Source organism: Rhodococcus sp. 4CII (assembly GCF_014256275.1).
Taxonomy (GTDB): domain Bacteria; phylum Actinomycetota; class Actinomycetes; order Mycobacteriales; family Mycobacteriaceae; genus Rhodococcus_F; species Rhodococcus_F wratislaviensis_A.
Genome location: NZ_JACCFE010000003.1, coordinates 274,585 through 289,891 on the forward strand (window position 1 = coordinate 274,585; position 15,307 = coordinate 289,891).

The window sequence follows — 15,307 nt, forward strand, 5'->3', positions numbered from 1 at the left end:
ATTGAATTGTCAACGGAAGGGTTTCGGCGGGTGCGCCGACGGCGCGCCCGGGGTGTGAGGAGGACTGTCATGGCACGGGCGGTCGGGATCGATCTGGGCACCACGAACTCGGTGGTGTGTGTCCTCGAGGGCGGCGACCCGGTGGTGGTCGCCAACTCGGAGGGTTCACGCACCACCCCGTCGGTGGTGGCATTCGCGCGCAGCGGTGAGGTGCTGGTCGGCCAGCCCGCCAAGAATCAGGCCGTCACCAACGTGGACCGGACGGTGCGGTCGGTGAAGCGGGAGATCGGCACCGACTGGCATGTGGCGATCGACGACAAGAACTACACCGCGCAGGAGATCAGCGCCCGGGTGCTGATGAAACTGAAGCGGGACGCGGAATCGTATCTGGGTGAGGACATCACCGACGCGGTGATCACCGTCCCCGCCTACTTCAACGACGCCCAACGGCAGGCCACCAAGGAAGCCGGCCAGATCGCCGGGCTGACCGTGCTGCGGATCATCAACGAGCCCACCGCGGCCGCCCTCGCCTACGGCCTGGACAAGGGAGAGAAGGAACAGACCATCCTGGTCTTCGACCTCGGCGGCGGCACCTTCGACGTCTCCCTGCTCGAAATCGGCGAGGGCGTCGTGGAAGTGCGGGCCACCTCCGGTGACAACCACCTCGGCGGTGACGACTGGGACGACCGGATCGTGGGGTGGTTGGCCGAGAAGTTCAGGGCGAGCTCCGGATTCGACCTGACCAAGGACAAGATGGCGATGCAGCGGCTCCGGGAGGCCGCGGAGAAGGCGAAGATCGAACTGTCCTCGTCGCAGAGCACGTCGATCAACCTGCCCTACATCACCGTGGACGCGGACAAGAACCCGCTGTTCCTCGACGAGCAGCTCTCGCGCAGCGAGTTCGAGAAGATCAGCTCCGACCTCCTGGGCCGCACCCGGGCCCCGTTCCAATCGGTGATCAAGGACGCGAAGATCGCGGTCAAGGACATCGACCACGTGGTGCTGGTCGGTGGTTCCACCCGGATGCCCGCGGTGACGAATCTGGTGCGGGAGCTGACCGGTGGGAAGGAACCGAACAAGGGTGTCAACCCGGACGAGGTCGTCGCCGTCGGCGCCGCCCTGCAGGCCGGTGTCCTCGGCGGTGAGGTCAAGGACGTGCTGCTCCTCGACGTCACCCCGCTCTCGCTCGGCATCGAGACCAAGGGCGGGGTGATGACCAAGCTGATCGAGCGCAACACCACCATCCCCACCAAAAGGTCGGAGACCTTCACCACCGCGGACGACAACCAGCCGTCGGTGCAGATCCAGGTGTATCAGGGGGAGCGCGAGATCGCCTCGCACAACAAGCTGCTCGGCAGCTTCGAACTGGCCGGGATTCCGCCCGCCCCGCGGGGGGTGCCGCAGATCGAGGTCACCTTCGACATCGACGCCAACGGCATCGTGCACGTGACCGCCAAGGACAAGAGCACCGGCAAGGAGAACCGGATCCGGATCCAGGAAGGCTCGGCACTGTCGAAGGAGGACATCGACCGGATGATCCGCGACGCCGAGGCGCACGCCGCCGAGGACAGCCGCCGCCGGGAGGAAGCCGAAACCCGCAACCAGGCCGAGTCGCTGGTGTATCAGACCGAAAAATTCATCAAGGACAACGACGACAAGGTACCCGCCGACGTCACCGGCAAGGTGCGGTCGGCGATCACACAGGTGCAGGACGCGTTGGCCGGCACCGACCTCGCCGCGATCAAGACCGCGGTGGAGAAACTGGGCACCGAATCCCAGGCTCTCGGCGAGGCCATTTACGCCGCCCAAGCCGCACAGCAGGGCGGAGGAGCGACCGGTGGTGACGGCGCCGGTGCCGGTGACGGCGGAGCCGCTGCCGGAGCCTCCGGTGACGGGCAGGGCGCCGAGGACGTCGTCGACGCGGAGGTGGTGGACGAACCCCGGGAGGGACGATAAATGAACACCCCACATGACGAGCAGCAACGATCCGACAAGGCCGGTCGCAGGGGCAACGGTCGGCAGCCGCCGCGCGAACCGATCGCGATCACCGACCGGCGCCGCATCGACCCGGTCACCGGCCGGGTCCGCGACGACACCCCCGGATCCCGGCCCGCGCCCACGGACCGAGGGGCGAAACCGATGCTGGGCGAGAAGACGGGCACCGCGCCTCGGGGACCCGGAATCACACCCGCTGGCCGGGGACCCGGTGCCGACCGGTCGGCGTCCCGGCAGACCGATGCCGACCGGCTGGCGGAACTGACCGCCGATCTGCAGCGCCTGCAGGCCGAATACGCCAACTACCGGCGCCGGGTCGAGCGGGACCGGGCGGTGGCCGCGGAGAACGCGAAAGCGACGGTCGCTACCGCGTTTCTCGGTGTTCTCGACGACCTGGACTGGGCGCGTGAGCACGGTGATACCGCCCGGGAGCCGCTGCACAGTCTCTATCGGAAGATCCGGACCATCCTGGCCAGGATGGGTGTCTCGGCGTTCGGCGAACGCGGGGACCGGTTCGATCCCACCCTGCACGAGGCCGCCAGCCACGAAGGCCACGGCACCGACCTGGTAGTGGACACCGTGCTGCGCCGCGGCTACACCGTCGGCGTGCACAAGGTGCTGCGCACGGCGTTGGTCACGGTGATCGACCGCGACCGGTACGAGAACACCAGCACCGCCGGTGACCCACCGCAGGAGCCGAATCCACCGGCGGACCCGGACCCGGACCCGAATCCCTACCGCTGCGGGTGAGGTGGTCCGCGGCGGGACAGCCGGATGACATCGGATTCTGCCCCCAGGTGATGGTGACTAGTGACGCAGCTTGGTTGATAGTGGGAGGAGATATCCTGTGACGCAGCAGGAGTGGATCGAGCGTGACTTCTACGCGGACCTCGGTGTGCCCTCCACGGCGTCGGCGGAGCAGATCAAACGCGCCTACCGTACGCTGGCCCGCCGATTGCACCCGGACGCCAACCCGGACGACGCGGCGGCCGGGGAACGATTCAAGGCGGTCAGCGAGGCGCACGCGGTGCTCTCGGATCCGGCCACCCGCGCCGAGTACGACCGGACCCGGCAGTTGTATCGTCCTGGGCAGGGCGCCTTCCGGCGGGCCGGATCCCGGTCCCGGGCCGGAACCAGTGCCGGCGCCACCAACGGCATGGGCGGGTTCGATTTCTCCGACCTGTTCGGGAGCGGGAGTGCCACGTTCACCTCCGGCGATGCCGGCTTCGGGGACATGTTCGGAGATCTGTTCCGGCGCAACGGAACCCGCACCACCACTGCCTCGTCGCGCCCGCGGCGGGGCAGTGACGTCGAGGCGCAGACCCGGCTACCGCTGCGGCAGGCCGTCACCGGGGTGGTGCTGCCGCTGCAGGTCAGCGGACCCACGGTGTGCACCACCTGCCACGGCAGCGGCTCCCGGCCCGGAACCCGTCCGCGGCGGTGCCCCTCGTGCGGCGGTGCCGGGACCCTGAGCCGCAATCAGGGCGGCTTCGGGTTCAGCGAATCCTGCGACGACTGCCGCGGCACCGGGATGATCGTCGACCACCCGTGCGCGGACTGCCAGGGCACCGGGGTCGGGCACCGCACCCGCACCATCAACGTCCGCATCCCACCCGGGGTCACCGATGGTCAACGGATTCGGGTGCCAGCACAGGGCGAGCCCGGGCTGCGCGGAGCCCCCGCCGGGGATCTGTACGTCACCGTCACGGTGGATCCGGATCCGGTCTTCGGCCGCGACGGCGACGATCTCACGGTGACCGTGCCGGTCGGGTTCGGCGAACTCGCCCTCGGCACCACGATCTCGGTGCCCACCCTCGACGGGCGGGTCAGCGTGAAGATCCCCGCGGGCACCCCATCGGGGCGCACCTTCCGGATACGCGGGCGCGGCGTACCGCGCCGCAGCGGCCCACCGGGTGATCTGCGGGTGACCGTGCAGGTCGCGGTGCCGCCGCGGCTGGACCGAAAGGCCGTCGACGCGCTCCGCACCTACGAGAAAGCCGAGAAGACCGCCGGATTCGACCCCCGCGCCTCCTGGCCCGGCCGCTGAGGGGGTCGTAGTCGGTGGTCGCCCCGGGGAGGAACCCGAGCACCCGACCACCAGGACACCGCACCCGCCACCGCACCCGCCACCAGGGTCGCCGCCTGGACCGAGGTGGCGAACAGGGAACCACGCTGAGCAGGTTGTGTCGACGTCTTCGGAGCTATTGTCTTCATCGGGATGGATCGAGAAAGAAACACGCTGACCGGACCATTCGACCGAACTCCTCCCCCGAGGGCCGCATTCACGGTGAGTCGGGGAACGCCGGGGTGGGGGCGTCGAGCAGGGCATTGAGCCAGGTCAATGCCTCGATGAGAGTGGTGACCCGCACGTCGGCGTCGGGTTCGCGTTCGGCGGCACCCAGGTATACCCGGGCGGTGCCGGGGTCATCGGCCAGCAGGGCCAGCACCGACCGCGCCACTCGGGCGTGCCGCGGCGGCAACTGCCGGGCATCGACGACCTGCCCGGCCGGGGTGCGGACCTCGAGGATGAACGATTCGCCCTGCACGGCGGCACCCAGGCGGGCAACGGCGACGTCGGCGATCGCGCCCGTCAGCCAGGTCAGCACCCCGCCGTAGCAACTCCCGCGCCCGGGCACGGTGTCCGGCGGCGCCGCCAGCGCGGACAGCTCCTGCCCCAGGGCCGCGTACTGGTGTTCGGACACCAGCGCGAGCAGATGGCCGGCCACTTCCGCCTCCCGGTGGAACCGCCCCTCGAGATCGGACCCCATGACCGCCGGGTACCCAGCCCATGCTCCACACACACTGCCGCGGTGTGGGTGTCCTCGACGTCGACCGCCGACCGGCCTTCGCGGCGACAGGCGGTCAGTTTTGTCGAGGGCATCGTCGCCGACCTCGTCAGGTCCGCCGGTGCGGGATGCGTCGTAATCGGTGGACATGTCTGCTGCTCGTCATCGGTATGAGATAGGGAGGCACGGCAAGAGCGGTGTCCACTGTCCGCTCACCGCGTCCCGCCCACAGCCGGAGGACCGCTCACTGCGTGACCGCGGCCATCTTCCGAAACCGGTCATATCGGACCGATTCGGCCCGGGGCCGAACCGACCCGGTTGCGCAGTGCGGCCGACCGTGCATGGGAAGGTAACGACGCCCGGAGACCGGGTATGCGGCCATTTCCACTGGTGGCACCGGGTGCCGAAAACATGCTGGACGACCGTCCGAGTAGCACATATCCGGCGAGTTGCTGTACAAAGGAACGCATCGACACCTACTTGTGACTCATCTCACACATTTTTGTGATGTGGTGTCACGGACGCGTGATCGTGCAACCGCCGGCCCGGACCCCGCTGGCGGACGCACCCGGGGAGAAAAGGGCCTGCTGTGCCGATGTTGTTGCCGATGTCGCCGACCGATTCGATGTTCCTGCTGGGGGAATCGCGTGAGCATCCGATGCACGTGGGTGGGTTGGCGGTGTTCACCCCACCCGACGGCGCCGACGCCCGGGCGGTGCGGGAGATGTTCGAGGCCGCCGTCGCCGACGGTCAGGTCACGCCGCTGTTCCGCACCCGGGCCCGCCGGTCGCTGACCTCGCTGGGCCAGTGGGGCTGGGACACCACCGACCACGTCGATCTCGACCATCACATCCGCCGGGACGCGTTGCCCCGGCCCGGCGGAACCGCGGAACTGCTGACCCTGGTCTCCCGGCTGCACGCGACCCTGCTGGATCGGTCCCGACCATTGTGGGAGATGCACCTGATCGAGGGTTTGGCCGACGGCCGGTACGCGGTCTACACCAAGATCCATCACGCTCTCGCCGACGGCGCGTCGGCGATGTCGCTGTTGCGGCGCAGCATGAGTGAGGATCCGGACCGCCGGAACATGCCCGCGCCCTGGCAGCCCACCCGCGCCGAGGACGCCCGAGCCCGGTTGAGTACACCAGTTCACCCCGCGCCCAGTGCCCTGGCGGAGATCCCGAATCCACTGGCCCTGCCGGGCCAATTGCTGCGCGCCGCCCGCGGGGTGGCCGGGGAGATCGCCGGTCTGGCACCGGCCGTGGCCGCGGCGGTGGACCGGGCCCTCGACGCCCGGGGCGGGCCACTGTCGCTAGGCGCCCCGCACACGATGTTCAACGTCCCGATCGGTGGAGCCCGGCACTTCGCCGGCCGATCCTGGCCGCTGGAACGGGTGCGACTGCTCGCCAAGCACGCCGACGCCACCGTCAACGACATCGTGCTGGCCCTGTGCGGCGGAGCTTTGCGCCGATTCCTCGACGACCTGGGGGCGCTGCCGGCCGATCCGCTGATCGCGATGGTGCCGGTCAACCTCCGCGGCTCCGACACCGACACCGGCCGCGCGGGGGCCGAGCGGGCCGGGAACCGGGTCGGGATGCTGATGTGCAACCTGGCCACCCACCTGCCCGACCCCGCCCACCGGCTCGAGACCATCCGCACCTGCATGCGCGAGGGCAAGGCGGCGCTGCGGGGCATGAGCCAGGCGCAGGCGCTCGCGGTCAGCGCCCTGGGCGCCGCCCCCCTCGGGCTGGAACTGCTCACCGGCCGCCGCGGACCGCACCGGCCCCCGTTCAACCTGGTGATCTCCAACGTCGCCGGCCCCAGCACCCCGTTGTACTGGAACGGCGCCCGGCTCGACGCCCTGTATCCGCTGTCCATCCCGGTCACCGGGCAAGCGCTCAACATCACCTGCACCAGCACCGACGACCAGCTCGTCTTCGGCCTCACCGGCTGCCGCGCGGCGGTACCGAACCTGCATCCGATGCTCGACCACCTGCACACCGAACTCCGCACCCTCGAAACCGTCGTCGGACTCTGACCAGTCAGCCGACCCATCGCCCCACGGCGACGCACGATCCACCGACGCCGGCGAATCCGGGAGAAGGGACACCGTCCATGCACCCCACCACACCCCTGACCGGCCACCACACTGCCGGCATCGACCGATCGCGCCCGGCCGGACGGCTGCGCACCGGCGCACTGATCGCCGCCGTCGCCGGGGGCCTGTGCGGCCGGCCCGGCCTGGGCGGTCACCGGATCACTCGGCGCGGCCGCCGCCATCGCCGCCGCGACCCTGGCCGCGGTCGCCGCCGCCGCCCTCATGATCTGACAATCGCCCTCCCACACAGCATTTCGCCGACGGTCACCAAGCAGAAAGGCAGTAGCCACCACCATGAGCGTCCCCACCGCCCACCGAACCCCCACCGCCGGTGCCCGCACCGGCACCCTCAGCACCGCCGAGATCAAGACCCGGATCGCCGCCATGTTCGCCGACGAACCCACCGACGTCCCCGACCCGACCTCACGGGTGCGTCCGCAACCGAATTGACCGGCACCCGAACCCTTCCATACCTGGCCACCTCATCCGGACACCTCCCGAGGAAGGACCCTGCTTTCCGTGAACACCAACGTCGCTCTCCTGCTCTTGCTCCTCGCCGGCGGTATCGGCGGCACCGCCGCCGTCCGGTCCGTCCTCACCCCTCCCACCGGTCGCCGGCGCGGCCGGGCAGTCCCGTTTCACCACGACGGCTGACGGTCGGGAAGAAGGACCCGCCGATGACAGCGGCCGACGCCGTCCGCACGATGATGCGGGTGCCGTACGAACTCGTCCGGGTCCCGGCGCTTGTCCTCGACGAGGCCGTGCTGCCGGCCTTCTTCGACGCCGACGCCGACGCCCCGGCCCGGTTGGCGTGCGAGCACCTCCTGGTCGGCTGTGACCGCGCCGACGCCCGCTGGCTCGCCGACGGCGCCGCCGCCGCCCGCGCGGACCGGCTGCGCCGGCGCAGTGCACCCGTCCGTTATGCAATCGCCTGCCACCTCCGCCAGGACCACGTGGCCACCGACGCGGTCCTGGCCCGGCACGGGCCCGATTCGAGCAACGACGGCACGGCGCGAGAACCGGCTGCCGCTGAGGGGCCACCGTCCCCCGCGACCGGGCACACCACCGCGGGGTCGGTACGCGGTCGTCTCGTACTCAGCGCCGGTGGCTGGGGTAACCCGCTGGGCGCCGGGGTGCGCGACGAGAAAATTGGGGAACTCGGATGCGATGTGCATGTCTGACACGACGCGAAGTCCCCGATCGCCGGCAGGGCGACGAGGCCCCCGTACGCCGAGGCCGGATTCACCGTGCTCGACGGTGATCCCGGTTACCGGGACGACTCGAAGATCCACTGGCGGTAATATCGCGACAGCCGACGCAGCGTGACAAACCCGTGCCACCAGCTCCCTGGATGCATATCCATCAAACGATCAGGTGCCGGTCATCGATCGGTGACGGGGTTCGTCGTGTGAGTGCTCTTCTGCCTACGCCGAGAGACGCGTGATCTTGGCGAGGGCGTCGCCTAGCTTGTCGGCCGCAAGGTCGAGCTCGTAGCGGTCCTGGATATTGAGCCAGAACTGCGCACTATTGCCGAACGCCTTGGCCAGCCGCAACGCGGTGTCCGCGGTGATCGACCGCTTGCCGAGCACGATCTCGTTGATCCGCCGGGGTGGCACACCGATGATCGTGGCTAGGCGGTTCTGCGTGATGCCGAACGGCTCGAGGAAGTCCTCGCGGAGGATCTCGCCGGGGTGAATGGGGCTCAGGTCTGTAGTCATTGTCGGGTTCCTTGGTCGGGTTCTTATGTCGAATGCTGGAGCGTCAGCTCCTGTCGGGTTGTTAGTGATAGTCGGTGATCTCCACGTCGTATGCGGCGGTAGCGCGCCAGATGAAACAGATGCGGTACTGATCGTTGATCCGGACGCTGTACTGGCCCACCCGGTCCCCGGAGAGCTTCTCCAGGCGGTTGCCTGGGGGCACCCGCAGGTCGTTGACGTCGGTAGCCGCCTCGATCAACAACAGACGCCGACGCGCGATCCGCTGAATGTCCTGCGGGAGCTTCCTCGAAAACTGCCGGCGAAAGACTCGCTCGGTCTCCTTGTCGGCGAACGATTCGATCACCTCACCACCATAACGCACTGCGTTAATAACGTGCAACGTTATGGACCGGGGAGGGTGGCGGCGTGTCTCCAGCGGTGCCTCAATTGGCCATCGTTGACAGGTGCAATCACCGGTCCGAACGGGTTAGCAGGCGAAGTCCACCTGTCGGGGTGCGTTCGCTAGCGCGCTGACGAGACACTCCCGGCTGCTCCTCGACGATCGACTCACTCAGGGGAAACGGCGTCGCTGGGGACTGTCGCACGCGCGTACCAGGCGCGGGCATCCAGAGAGAAGGCCCCGAGAGGGAGGGCTGCCCGGCACGCCTCGCGCACACTCGCCCGTCGCTCACCGGACAGGGACTGCAGGTACTGGCCGGCGGGGCCCACCGCAAATGTGAATGGCTCCCAGAAGTCGTCGAAGTCGACATAATCCGCACGGGCGGTGAGTTGGCCGCCGACCACGTTCGTCAGGTCGGCTCGGCGAAACCGCTGCGCGATGTCGCCTTCGGCGGTACCCGCCATCTGGGACTCGCCCTCCACGCCGGCGTCGAACTGGCACACCGCGGTCCAGAACACCCGGAGCATCGTCATCCCGCCCGTCGCGGTGTCCCACATGCAGGCGGCAACGGTGCCGCCCGGCCGCGTGACGCGTGCCATCTCCCGCACGCCTTGGTCGGCATCGCTCATGAAGCCGAGCACCAGCGAGGACAGCGTGGTATCGAACTCCGCGTTCGCCCAGGGCAGCTTTTCGGCCACGCCCTCGCGGACGTCGACACCCGGATTATGCTCGCGGCATGCCGCCGTGAATTGGGGTGCCGGGTCGATTGCCGCGACGTTCGTCGCACCTACCCGTGCGACGAGTTCCCGTGTGAGGCCGCCCGGCCCGCAGCCCACGTCACAGACCCGCTGATCCGACGTCACGCCGGCGGCATCGGCGAACACTGCTGCCAGTGACGGCGCGTAGCGTCCCATGAAGCGGTCATAGTGCTCGGCTGGCGCGGCGAACTGCATGGAGCAAATCAAGCGGACGCGGACGCTCACGTCAAGGAGGCTCTGGGAAACGCGGGGCATTCCCGACGCACGCCTGTGCCTCCAGCGCGCGGCGCCAGGAGCAGGGAACAGGCAAACGCGTTGCATCAACACGGATTCAGCCAGCCGCCAATGACGTTCCGCAAACGGAACCACCAGCGGGACGAGATCGGCGCCGAGTACATGTCCGGCCGCCGGCGGCCGCTGGCGACGCTCGGCCCGGAACGGGATCGATGACCGGTCACCCGCCGGACCATTGATTGTCGAGAGTCGCCAGGCGGGTTGTAGTCTCGTCTGCAGGTGACCCGATGCCCTCAGGCTTCGTCCTGCGGTTTCCCCCTAGTGCGTCGGGATCGACATGACGGTCCCGATTCGGGCACCCCCGGGTCGAATCTGGGAGTTCGCAGCGGCGAACGCCCAAGCGTCATCTGACGGTGTCTGGCGGCGGTGATCAGTCCGGCAATGCCCGCGACCGCGACGCAGGGTCGTCCGATTCGTCGGCGCGCACCATGGACATCGCAGCGGTGGCGTCAAGTAGCAGAGACCACCATCGGAACTGCGGTCAGGCCGAGCCGGTTGCCGCCGCCCGAGGCAATTACCAGAGTGTGAGAAGCAGTGCGGCTGCTTCCGTACACCGGATTCGTTTCTCGATCTCCTCATTGTTTTCCCCACGGGAGAGGCCGGCGGGATCGCGGATGTCAGCGAGTGGACTGGCGAGGTTCCGGCGGCGCAGGTAGTACTCGGCGCGGTTGACGGCGTTGGTGCCCCAGTCGCATGTGGTGCGGGTTGACGCATCCGGCGAAGTCGCATTGATGGCACAGAACCGTGTCGTCGGTGCCGGACCATCCCAGTCTCGGGATGGCTCCGTACTCGAGTTGGTAGGCGAACAGGTACGCGGGAACGGTGTCGCGCCGAGACGCACCGGGCAGGCTCGCCGCGCGAAAGGAACCGTGCCCGGTCGAACTCACACTCCCGATCCACACATCGCATTGCCCGTCGGCGCGGCGATAGCGTTTGGCGTCGAACCGGGCGACGATGGTGGGCTCGGCGAGCCACGTTCGTGCCACCGTTGCTCCGGAATGCGGATTGGTTGTGGTTGCCCGAGCAAAGCGAGCTGTTCGAAGTTCGTAGGCGCCGGAGGTCCGGGCATCCCGGGGCGCGTGGGGATGCCGTTGGTGGCGTTCACGGTCCTCCGCTCGACTGGTCCTGGGTCCGGAGAGCGTAGGTGTGGTGACCGACATAAAAGTTGCGGCTGGGCCGACAACCAGTTCCACGACCCTGACCGGATCGGGGAACTGGCGGCGTGCTTTGGTGGTTGTCTCATCACCCAGCCCACCATCATGATCGCGTCGTAATGCCGTGGGCCATGATCGACGGCCAGAGTGATCGTGTGTAGAGCGCGAGTGCTGTGTATATCGCTCCGCTGAGGAACGTGGAGGCAACGTTCGCGGTACCGAAGTCCGAGTGCGCTATCGCGAACAGCGTGGCGGATGTGGTCGCGGTGATCGCGATGAGGATCGTTGCATGCGGCCGCCACCTTTGCACGATCAGTGGGAGGCTGCGAAAGACAATTTCCTCGAAGAGGCTTGCACCGAGAAATGCTGTGGCAAGAGCGCTGTAGAGCCCGAGCGTCGTCGCCTCCGTTTGCCGCGTCTTCCTGGCGGCATGTTCTGCGGGATCGACCACGGGGAAGGCCGCGGTGAAGCGGAGCGGCGAGGCAGTGCAGAAGCGGGAGCACGATGGGAACGACCAGGATCCATACCAATTGAGTGCGCACGGCTACTTGTCGCTCCCGAATCCGCACCGGTCCGAGGCCCAGCCAGCGGAACCCGCGAGCGACCTCGGTGCGGATACTCCACCACGGACGCAGCGGGGAAGTGTCTTCGCAGGCGGCGGCCATAGCGAAGAAGCCAAGTGCGGCGAGAACTGCCTCCATTGGTTTGATGGGGGCAAGGCACGCGGCGAGGACCGTCCCCATGAACGGTCCTACAACTGTAATGGCAAAGCGCTTCTGCTCCGTTCGCGCGCGGTCCGATCATCTTCTGCTGGCCGGCCCTGTCTGCTGAGCGCGGCACCGCTCATCGAGACCCCCCGACGTGATGAACCTGAGCGTGCCACCGACACCTGCAGTGTCAGTGGCACGAGGGCGTGCGAGCCTGGTTCAGGCCGACGCAGCGAGCTTGTCCCCCGCTGTTTCGGGTGAGGCGGTGACCGCTCCGCTGTTGGTCGGTGTCACTGACTGTTCTTTCTGAGCGCTCTTGCGGGGCCGGCGTTGCGGTGCGCGTCGGCTGGCCTTGTTGTCGTCTTCCTGCCACCGCTTCAGATCGGAATCGGTGAATCCGGCGCTGCGGGCGTCGGCGATCGCGTCGGTCAAGGCCTTCTTGTTGGCCGCATCCGTGCGCGCGAACTCCTCGCGGGTGTCGGCGAGAGTTTTGTGTGCTGTGGCGACGACGCGGATCGCTTGCATCTTCTTCTCGGCTTCTCGTCGGATCTGTTCATCGAGAGCGGCGAATTCGGTTTCCAGCGACTGGTTCTCCATGCGGTCGATCGTATAGACGTTGCGCGCGAATCTCGAGCCGTACATGCGGCGTGTGCGCGAGTCGAGTCGCGCTCGGATTTCGTTGTCCCCGGGTGGGTGTCCGGGTAGGCGTTGTGTGCACACGACACAGCGGAGCGGAGAAATGTCGTGTGTGCCCAATGCCGTTAAGCCCGGTACCCACTTGGGGACAACTCCCCCGCTGCGAGGTCGCGTTGGATGCGCGCAGCGCGGCCCATTGTCAGCCCGTTCGGGCGCCGGCCGACCACAAGTGTGGAGCGCCCTGGTCCTCGTGTGGATGCCCGAGATTCCCTGTCCCGTTCCGCTCGATCTCAGGCACCCACAATCGGGTGCGCACCACAGGTGGGACGGCCGGAAATCGCGCAAAGGAACTCGCTGCGCTCGTCCTGTGCTTCTTTCAAGAACGGGCACACGACGCGGGCGCTGCGTGCCAACTGATCGAGCTCCGGGCGGAGCAAGATAGTGGATTAGGTGACCTAATCCGGCGTGTCAGACTCGGCGGTGCCCGCCTCACCTGAGACACTGTCGTGTAGCCCCACATCGGTGGGGTCGCTGCGCTGGGCTGGAAAGAGGTGACGACGGTGAGTGACGAATCGACTGAACGTCCGCGCCGTTTCCGGCGTGAAAGGCGCGCCAACGTCCTTGGTGGCCGGCAACATCGGCACATCGTGAAGGTCACTCCGGAGGAAGAGTCGGAGTTGCTGGCACGGGCGCAGAAGGCGAAGGTGAGTGTGCCTCGTCTGCTGGTCGAGTCCGCTATGGCCGATGGTCGTGAGACCGCCACTGACCGGCAGGAATTGGCGATCGAGTTGTTCGGTGCGTTCCGGCTTCTGTCGGCGCTGTCGAACAACATCAATCAGATGGCGAAGGCCGCCAACGCCACTGGGGATTTGCCCGAGAATCTCGGCGTCACGCTCGGTGAGGTGCGCCGGTTGGCGTCGCGGATCGACGGGATTCTCGACGGGTTCGATGCGCGATGATCGTCAAGATCGGACGCGGCGAGAAGATGTCGGGGCTGCTGTCGTACCTGCAGGGTCCGGGCCGTGCGAACGAACACTCCGACCCGCACCTGGTGACCGGCGACTCGGCGATCATGACATGGCACGACGACAATGAACTCTCGCACCAGGACGCGATCGAGATCGCCCGTCAGCTGGATCAACCTCGCCGGGTCTTCGGCACGGAAGTGAAGATCCCGAACTTCCTGCGCGACGACCATGGGAACGAGGTGCGGGACTCGCACGGCACGAAGGTCCGTGACCCGATCGATCCGTTCCGCGACGGAAACGTCTGGCACTGCTCGCTGTCACTGCACGCCGACGAAGGGCAGCTCACCGACGAGAAGTGGGGCGCGATCGCGCGGAGGTTCATGGACGAGATGGGCTTCACCGACACCTCCGGTCGCTCCCCCGCCCGCTGGATCGCGGTCCGCCACGGCCTCTCGGTCAGGGGCAACGACCACATCCACATCGCCGCGTCCGTGGTGCGCGAGGACGGTACCAAGGTCGACCTCTACCGTGACTGGAACCGCGCCAGCGAAGTCGTCAACAAACTCGAACACGAACACGGTCTCGCGGTTATCGAGTCCCGCAACACCAGGACCGGTGAGCGTGGCTACCACCGTGCCGAACAGCATCGCGCCCACCGGGAAGGTGGCACCGAACTGGACCGCGAACTGCTCGCCCGCCGGGTACGCGCATGCGCAACCGCATCGAACTCCGAGGCCGAGTTCGTGCGTCGTCTTCGCGGCCAGGGTCTGGTTGCCCGGCCACGGTTTGCCTCCGGTCGCGGCGATGTCGTCGTCGGCTACAAAGTGGCGATTCGACCCGCCAACGGACACTCTCCGATCTTCTACGGTGGAGGGCATCTCGCCAAAGACCTGACCTTGCCGCGGTTGCGCAGCGAGTGGGAGGACAGCCCACAGGCATCATCCGCGGCGGTTGACGAGTGGAACGCGGCTCGCCGTGAACGGCCGACCGTGCGTGCCGGACGTGAGAGTCAGGAACTCGACCCGAAACTGCTCGACCGGGCCACCGAGGACATCGGCAAGTGGAACACCTACCTGCGGTCCATCCCGCTCGACGACCGGGCACAGTGGGCACGCGCAGCCGGCCGCACCGCCGGGGTGTTCGCGGCGTGGTCGGCGAAGATCGAACCCACGCCCGGGCCGTTGGCCGCGGCCGCGCGTGAGCTCGCCCGTTCCGCGCAGCTTCCGGCGTACCGGGCGTACCGGGCGCCGAAGGGCACTATGTCCGCGGGCGGGGCCGCACTGATCGTGATGCAGACCAGTGGGCAGCTGCCGACGAGCGTGTCCGCGATGCTTCTGTTGCGGCAGCTGATGAAAGCCATGGAGGCAATCGCGGATGCACATCGCGCGGCGGGCGAACTGCATCGTGCACTCGACATCGAATACGCCGTCCGCAACGAACTCGCCACCATTCATGCCGCCCAGCAACCACGAATTCCGGTGCCGGATACCGCACGGACCGAGGCGACACAGAAGCACGCCACGACCTCGACACTCACCCCGGAGCAGGAAGAGCTGCGGCGGCTCGCCGCCCTCGACAACGCGGCACCTCCGTCCGATGCAGTGCGGCGCACCGATTCACCGCTCCCCTCCCGGATCGGTCCGTCCCTCCGCACCCACGCCGGTCGCCCCCGTACACGAGGCAACGATGGCAACGAAAGGTAGGAGCGCACGTCAGCACCGAAGATTTGCGACGCCCACCACACGGGCAGCGCTGCCAGTTACACCGTGCGCTTCGGCCGTAGGAGAACCCCCGCGAACCCGACACAGGGCTCC

At 67.8% G+C, this 15,307-nt stretch carries 15 protein-coding genes and 1 pseudogene; 9 read left to right on the forward strand and 7 right to left on the reverse strand.

Translation table 11 applies throughout. The annotated features are described in order from the left end of the window. Nucleotides 1–69: 69 nt before the first annotated feature. From dnaK to dnaJ, 3 genes are all read left to right on the forward strand, one after another. Nucleotides 70–1,956: a molecular chaperone DnaK gene (dnaK, locus tag H0B43_RS38085; RefSeq protein ID WP_185730193.1), complete on the forward strand. Its 1,887-nt coding sequence runs from the start codon at nt 70–72 to the stop codon at nt 1,954–1,956. Beyond that, nucleotides 1,957–2,745 (forward strand): nucleotide exchange factor GrpE, encoded by a 789-nt coding sequence (gene grpE, locus H0B43_RS38090; RefSeq protein WP_213016529.1) that lies wholly within the window; start codon nt 1,957–1,959, stop codon nt 2,743–2,745. 97 nt (nt 2,746–2,842) lie between these two features. Further along, complete coding sequence (gene dnaJ, locus H0B43_RS38095; RefSeq protein ID WP_185730192.1) at nt 2,843–4,042, forward strand: molecular chaperone DnaJ; 1,200 nt, start codon at nt 2,843–2,845, stop codon at nt 4,040–4,042. Between the two features lie 235 nt (nt 4,043–4,277). Here the strand turns inward: dnaJ and H0B43_RS38100 are convergent, their stop codons facing one another. Then, nucleotides 4,278–4,763: a hypothetical protein gene (locus tag H0B43_RS38100; RefSeq protein ID WP_185730191.1), complete on the reverse strand. Its 486-nt coding sequence runs from the start codon at nt 4,761–4,763 to the stop codon at nt 4,278–4,280. Between the two features lie 613 nt (nt 4,764–5,376). On the opposite strand from H0B43_RS38100, the gene H0B43_RS38105 reads away from it, so the two are divergent. From H0B43_RS38105 to H0B43_RS38115, 4 genes are all read left to right on the forward strand, one after another. Next, complete coding sequence (locus H0B43_RS38105; protein ID WP_185730418.1) at nt 5,377–6,819, forward strand: wax ester/triacylglycerol synthase family O-acyltransferase; 1,443 nt, start codon at nt 5,377–5,379, stop codon at nt 6,817–6,819. Between the two features lie 354 nt (nt 6,820–7,173). Continuing rightward, complete coding sequence (locus H0B43_RS38110) at nt 7,174–7,329, forward strand: AMP-binding protein (RefSeq protein ID WP_185730190.1); 156 nt, start codon at nt 7,174–7,176, stop codon at nt 7,327–7,329. 69 nt (nt 7,330–7,398) lie between these two features. Continuing rightward, on the forward strand, nt 7,399–7,533 hold the full coding sequence (locus H0B43_RS42680) for a hypothetical protein (RefSeq protein ID WP_282555524.1): 135 nt from the start codon (nt 7,399–7,401) through the stop codon (nt 7,531–7,533). Between the two features lie 23 nt (nt 7,534–7,556). After that, nucleotides 7,557–8,060, forward strand: coding sequence for a hypothetical protein (locus H0B43_RS38115; protein ID WP_252190315.1), 504 nt, complete (start codon nt 7,557–7,559; stop codon nt 8,058–8,060). Between the two features lie 243 nt (nt 8,061–8,303). On the opposite strand, the gene H0B43_RS38120 is transcribed toward H0B43_RS38115, so the two are convergent. From H0B43_RS38120 to H0B43_RS38145, 6 genes and pseudogenes are all read right to left on the reverse strand, one after another. After that, the gene (locus tag H0B43_RS38120) at nt 8,304–8,597 is read right to left on the reverse strand and encodes a HigA family addiction module antitoxin (RefSeq protein WP_185730189.1); all 294 of its coding nucleotides are present in this window, start codon (nt 8,595–8,597) and stop codon (nt 8,304–8,306) included. A 61-nt stretch (nt 8,598–8,658) separates the two neighbouring features. Then, complete coding sequence (locus H0B43_RS38125) at nt 8,659–8,940, reverse strand: type II toxin-antitoxin system RelE/ParE family toxin (RefSeq protein ID WP_185730188.1); 282 nt, start codon at nt 8,938–8,940, stop codon at nt 8,659–8,661. A 203-nt stretch (nt 8,941–9,143) separates the two neighbouring features. Next, on the reverse strand, nt 9,144–9,959 hold the full coding sequence (locus H0B43_RS38130) for a class I SAM-dependent methyltransferase (RefSeq protein WP_312034077.1): 816 nt from the start codon (nt 9,957–9,959) through the stop codon (nt 9,144–9,146). Between the two features lie 583 nt (nt 9,960–10,542). Then, a pseudogene (locus H0B43_RS38135) lies at nt 10,543–11,097 on the reverse strand (hypothetical protein). Between the two features lie 188 nt (nt 11,098–11,285). Next, nucleotides 11,286–11,633 (reverse strand): CPBP family intramembrane glutamic endopeptidase, encoded by a 348-nt coding sequence (locus H0B43_RS42215; protein WP_185730187.1) that lies wholly within the window; start codon nt 11,631–11,633, stop codon nt 11,286–11,288. Between the two features lie 475 nt (nt 11,634–12,108). After that, entirely contained in the window at nt 12,109–12,486 is a 378-nt protein-coding gene (locus tag H0B43_RS38145) for a heat shock 70 family protein (protein ID WP_252190314.1), read from the reverse strand. A gap of 599 nt (nt 12,487–13,085) precedes the next feature. Here H0B43_RS38145 and H0B43_RS38150 point away from each other — a divergent pair. Continuing rightward, nucleotides 13,086–13,484, forward strand: coding sequence for a plasmid mobilization protein (locus H0B43_RS38150; RefSeq protein WP_312034076.1), 399 nt, complete (start codon nt 13,086–13,088; stop codon nt 13,482–13,484). Further along, on the forward strand, nt 13,481–15,196 hold the full coding sequence (locus tag H0B43_RS38155; protein ID WP_185730185.1) for a relaxase/mobilization nuclease domain-containing protein: 1,716 nt from the start codon (nt 13,481–13,483) through the stop codon (nt 15,194–15,196). The genes H0B43_RS38150 and H0B43_RS38155 overlap by 4 nt, the downstream gene beginning before the upstream one ends. Nucleotides 15,197–15,307: the final 111 nt, after the last annotated feature.

What these genes read in the sequence shown, in the direction of transcription:
- dnaK (WP_185730193.1), top strand. Translation starts at nt 70, where the DNA reads ATGGCACGGGCGGTCGGGATCGATCTGGGCACCACGAACTCGGTGGTG.
- grpE (WP_213016529.1), top strand. Translation starts at nt 1,957, where the DNA reads ATGAACACCCCACATGACGAGCAGCAACGATCCGACAAGGCCGGTCGC.
- H0B43_RS38100 (WP_185730191.1), bottom strand. Translation starts at nt 4,763, where the DNA reads ATGGGGTCCGATCTCGAGGGGCGGTTCCACCGGGAGGCGGAAGTGGCC.
- H0B43_RS38105 (WP_185730418.1), top strand. Translation starts at nt 5,377, where the DNA reads ATGTTGTTGCCGATGTCGCCGACCGATTCGATGTTCCTGCTGGGGGAA.
- H0B43_RS38110 (WP_185730190.1), top strand. Translation starts at nt 7,174, where the DNA reads ATGAGCGTCCCCACCGCCCACCGAACCCCCACCGCCGGTGCCCGCACC.
- H0B43_RS38115 (WP_252190315.1), top strand. Translation starts at nt 7,557, where the DNA reads ATGACAGCGGCCGACGCCGTCCGCACGATGATGCGGGTGCCGTACGAA.
- H0B43_RS38120 (WP_185730189.1), bottom strand. Translation starts at nt 8,597, where the DNA reads ATGACTACAGACCTGAGCCCCATTCACCCCGGCGAGATCCTCCGCGAG.
- H0B43_RS38145 (WP_252190314.1), bottom strand. Translation starts at nt 12,486, where the DNA reads ATGGAGAACCAGTCGCTGGAAACCGAATTCGCCGCTCTCGATGAACAG.
- H0B43_RS38155 (WP_185730185.1), top strand. Translation starts at nt 13,481, where the DNA reads ATGATCGTCAAGATCGGACGCGGCGAGAAGATGTCGGGGCTGCTGTCG.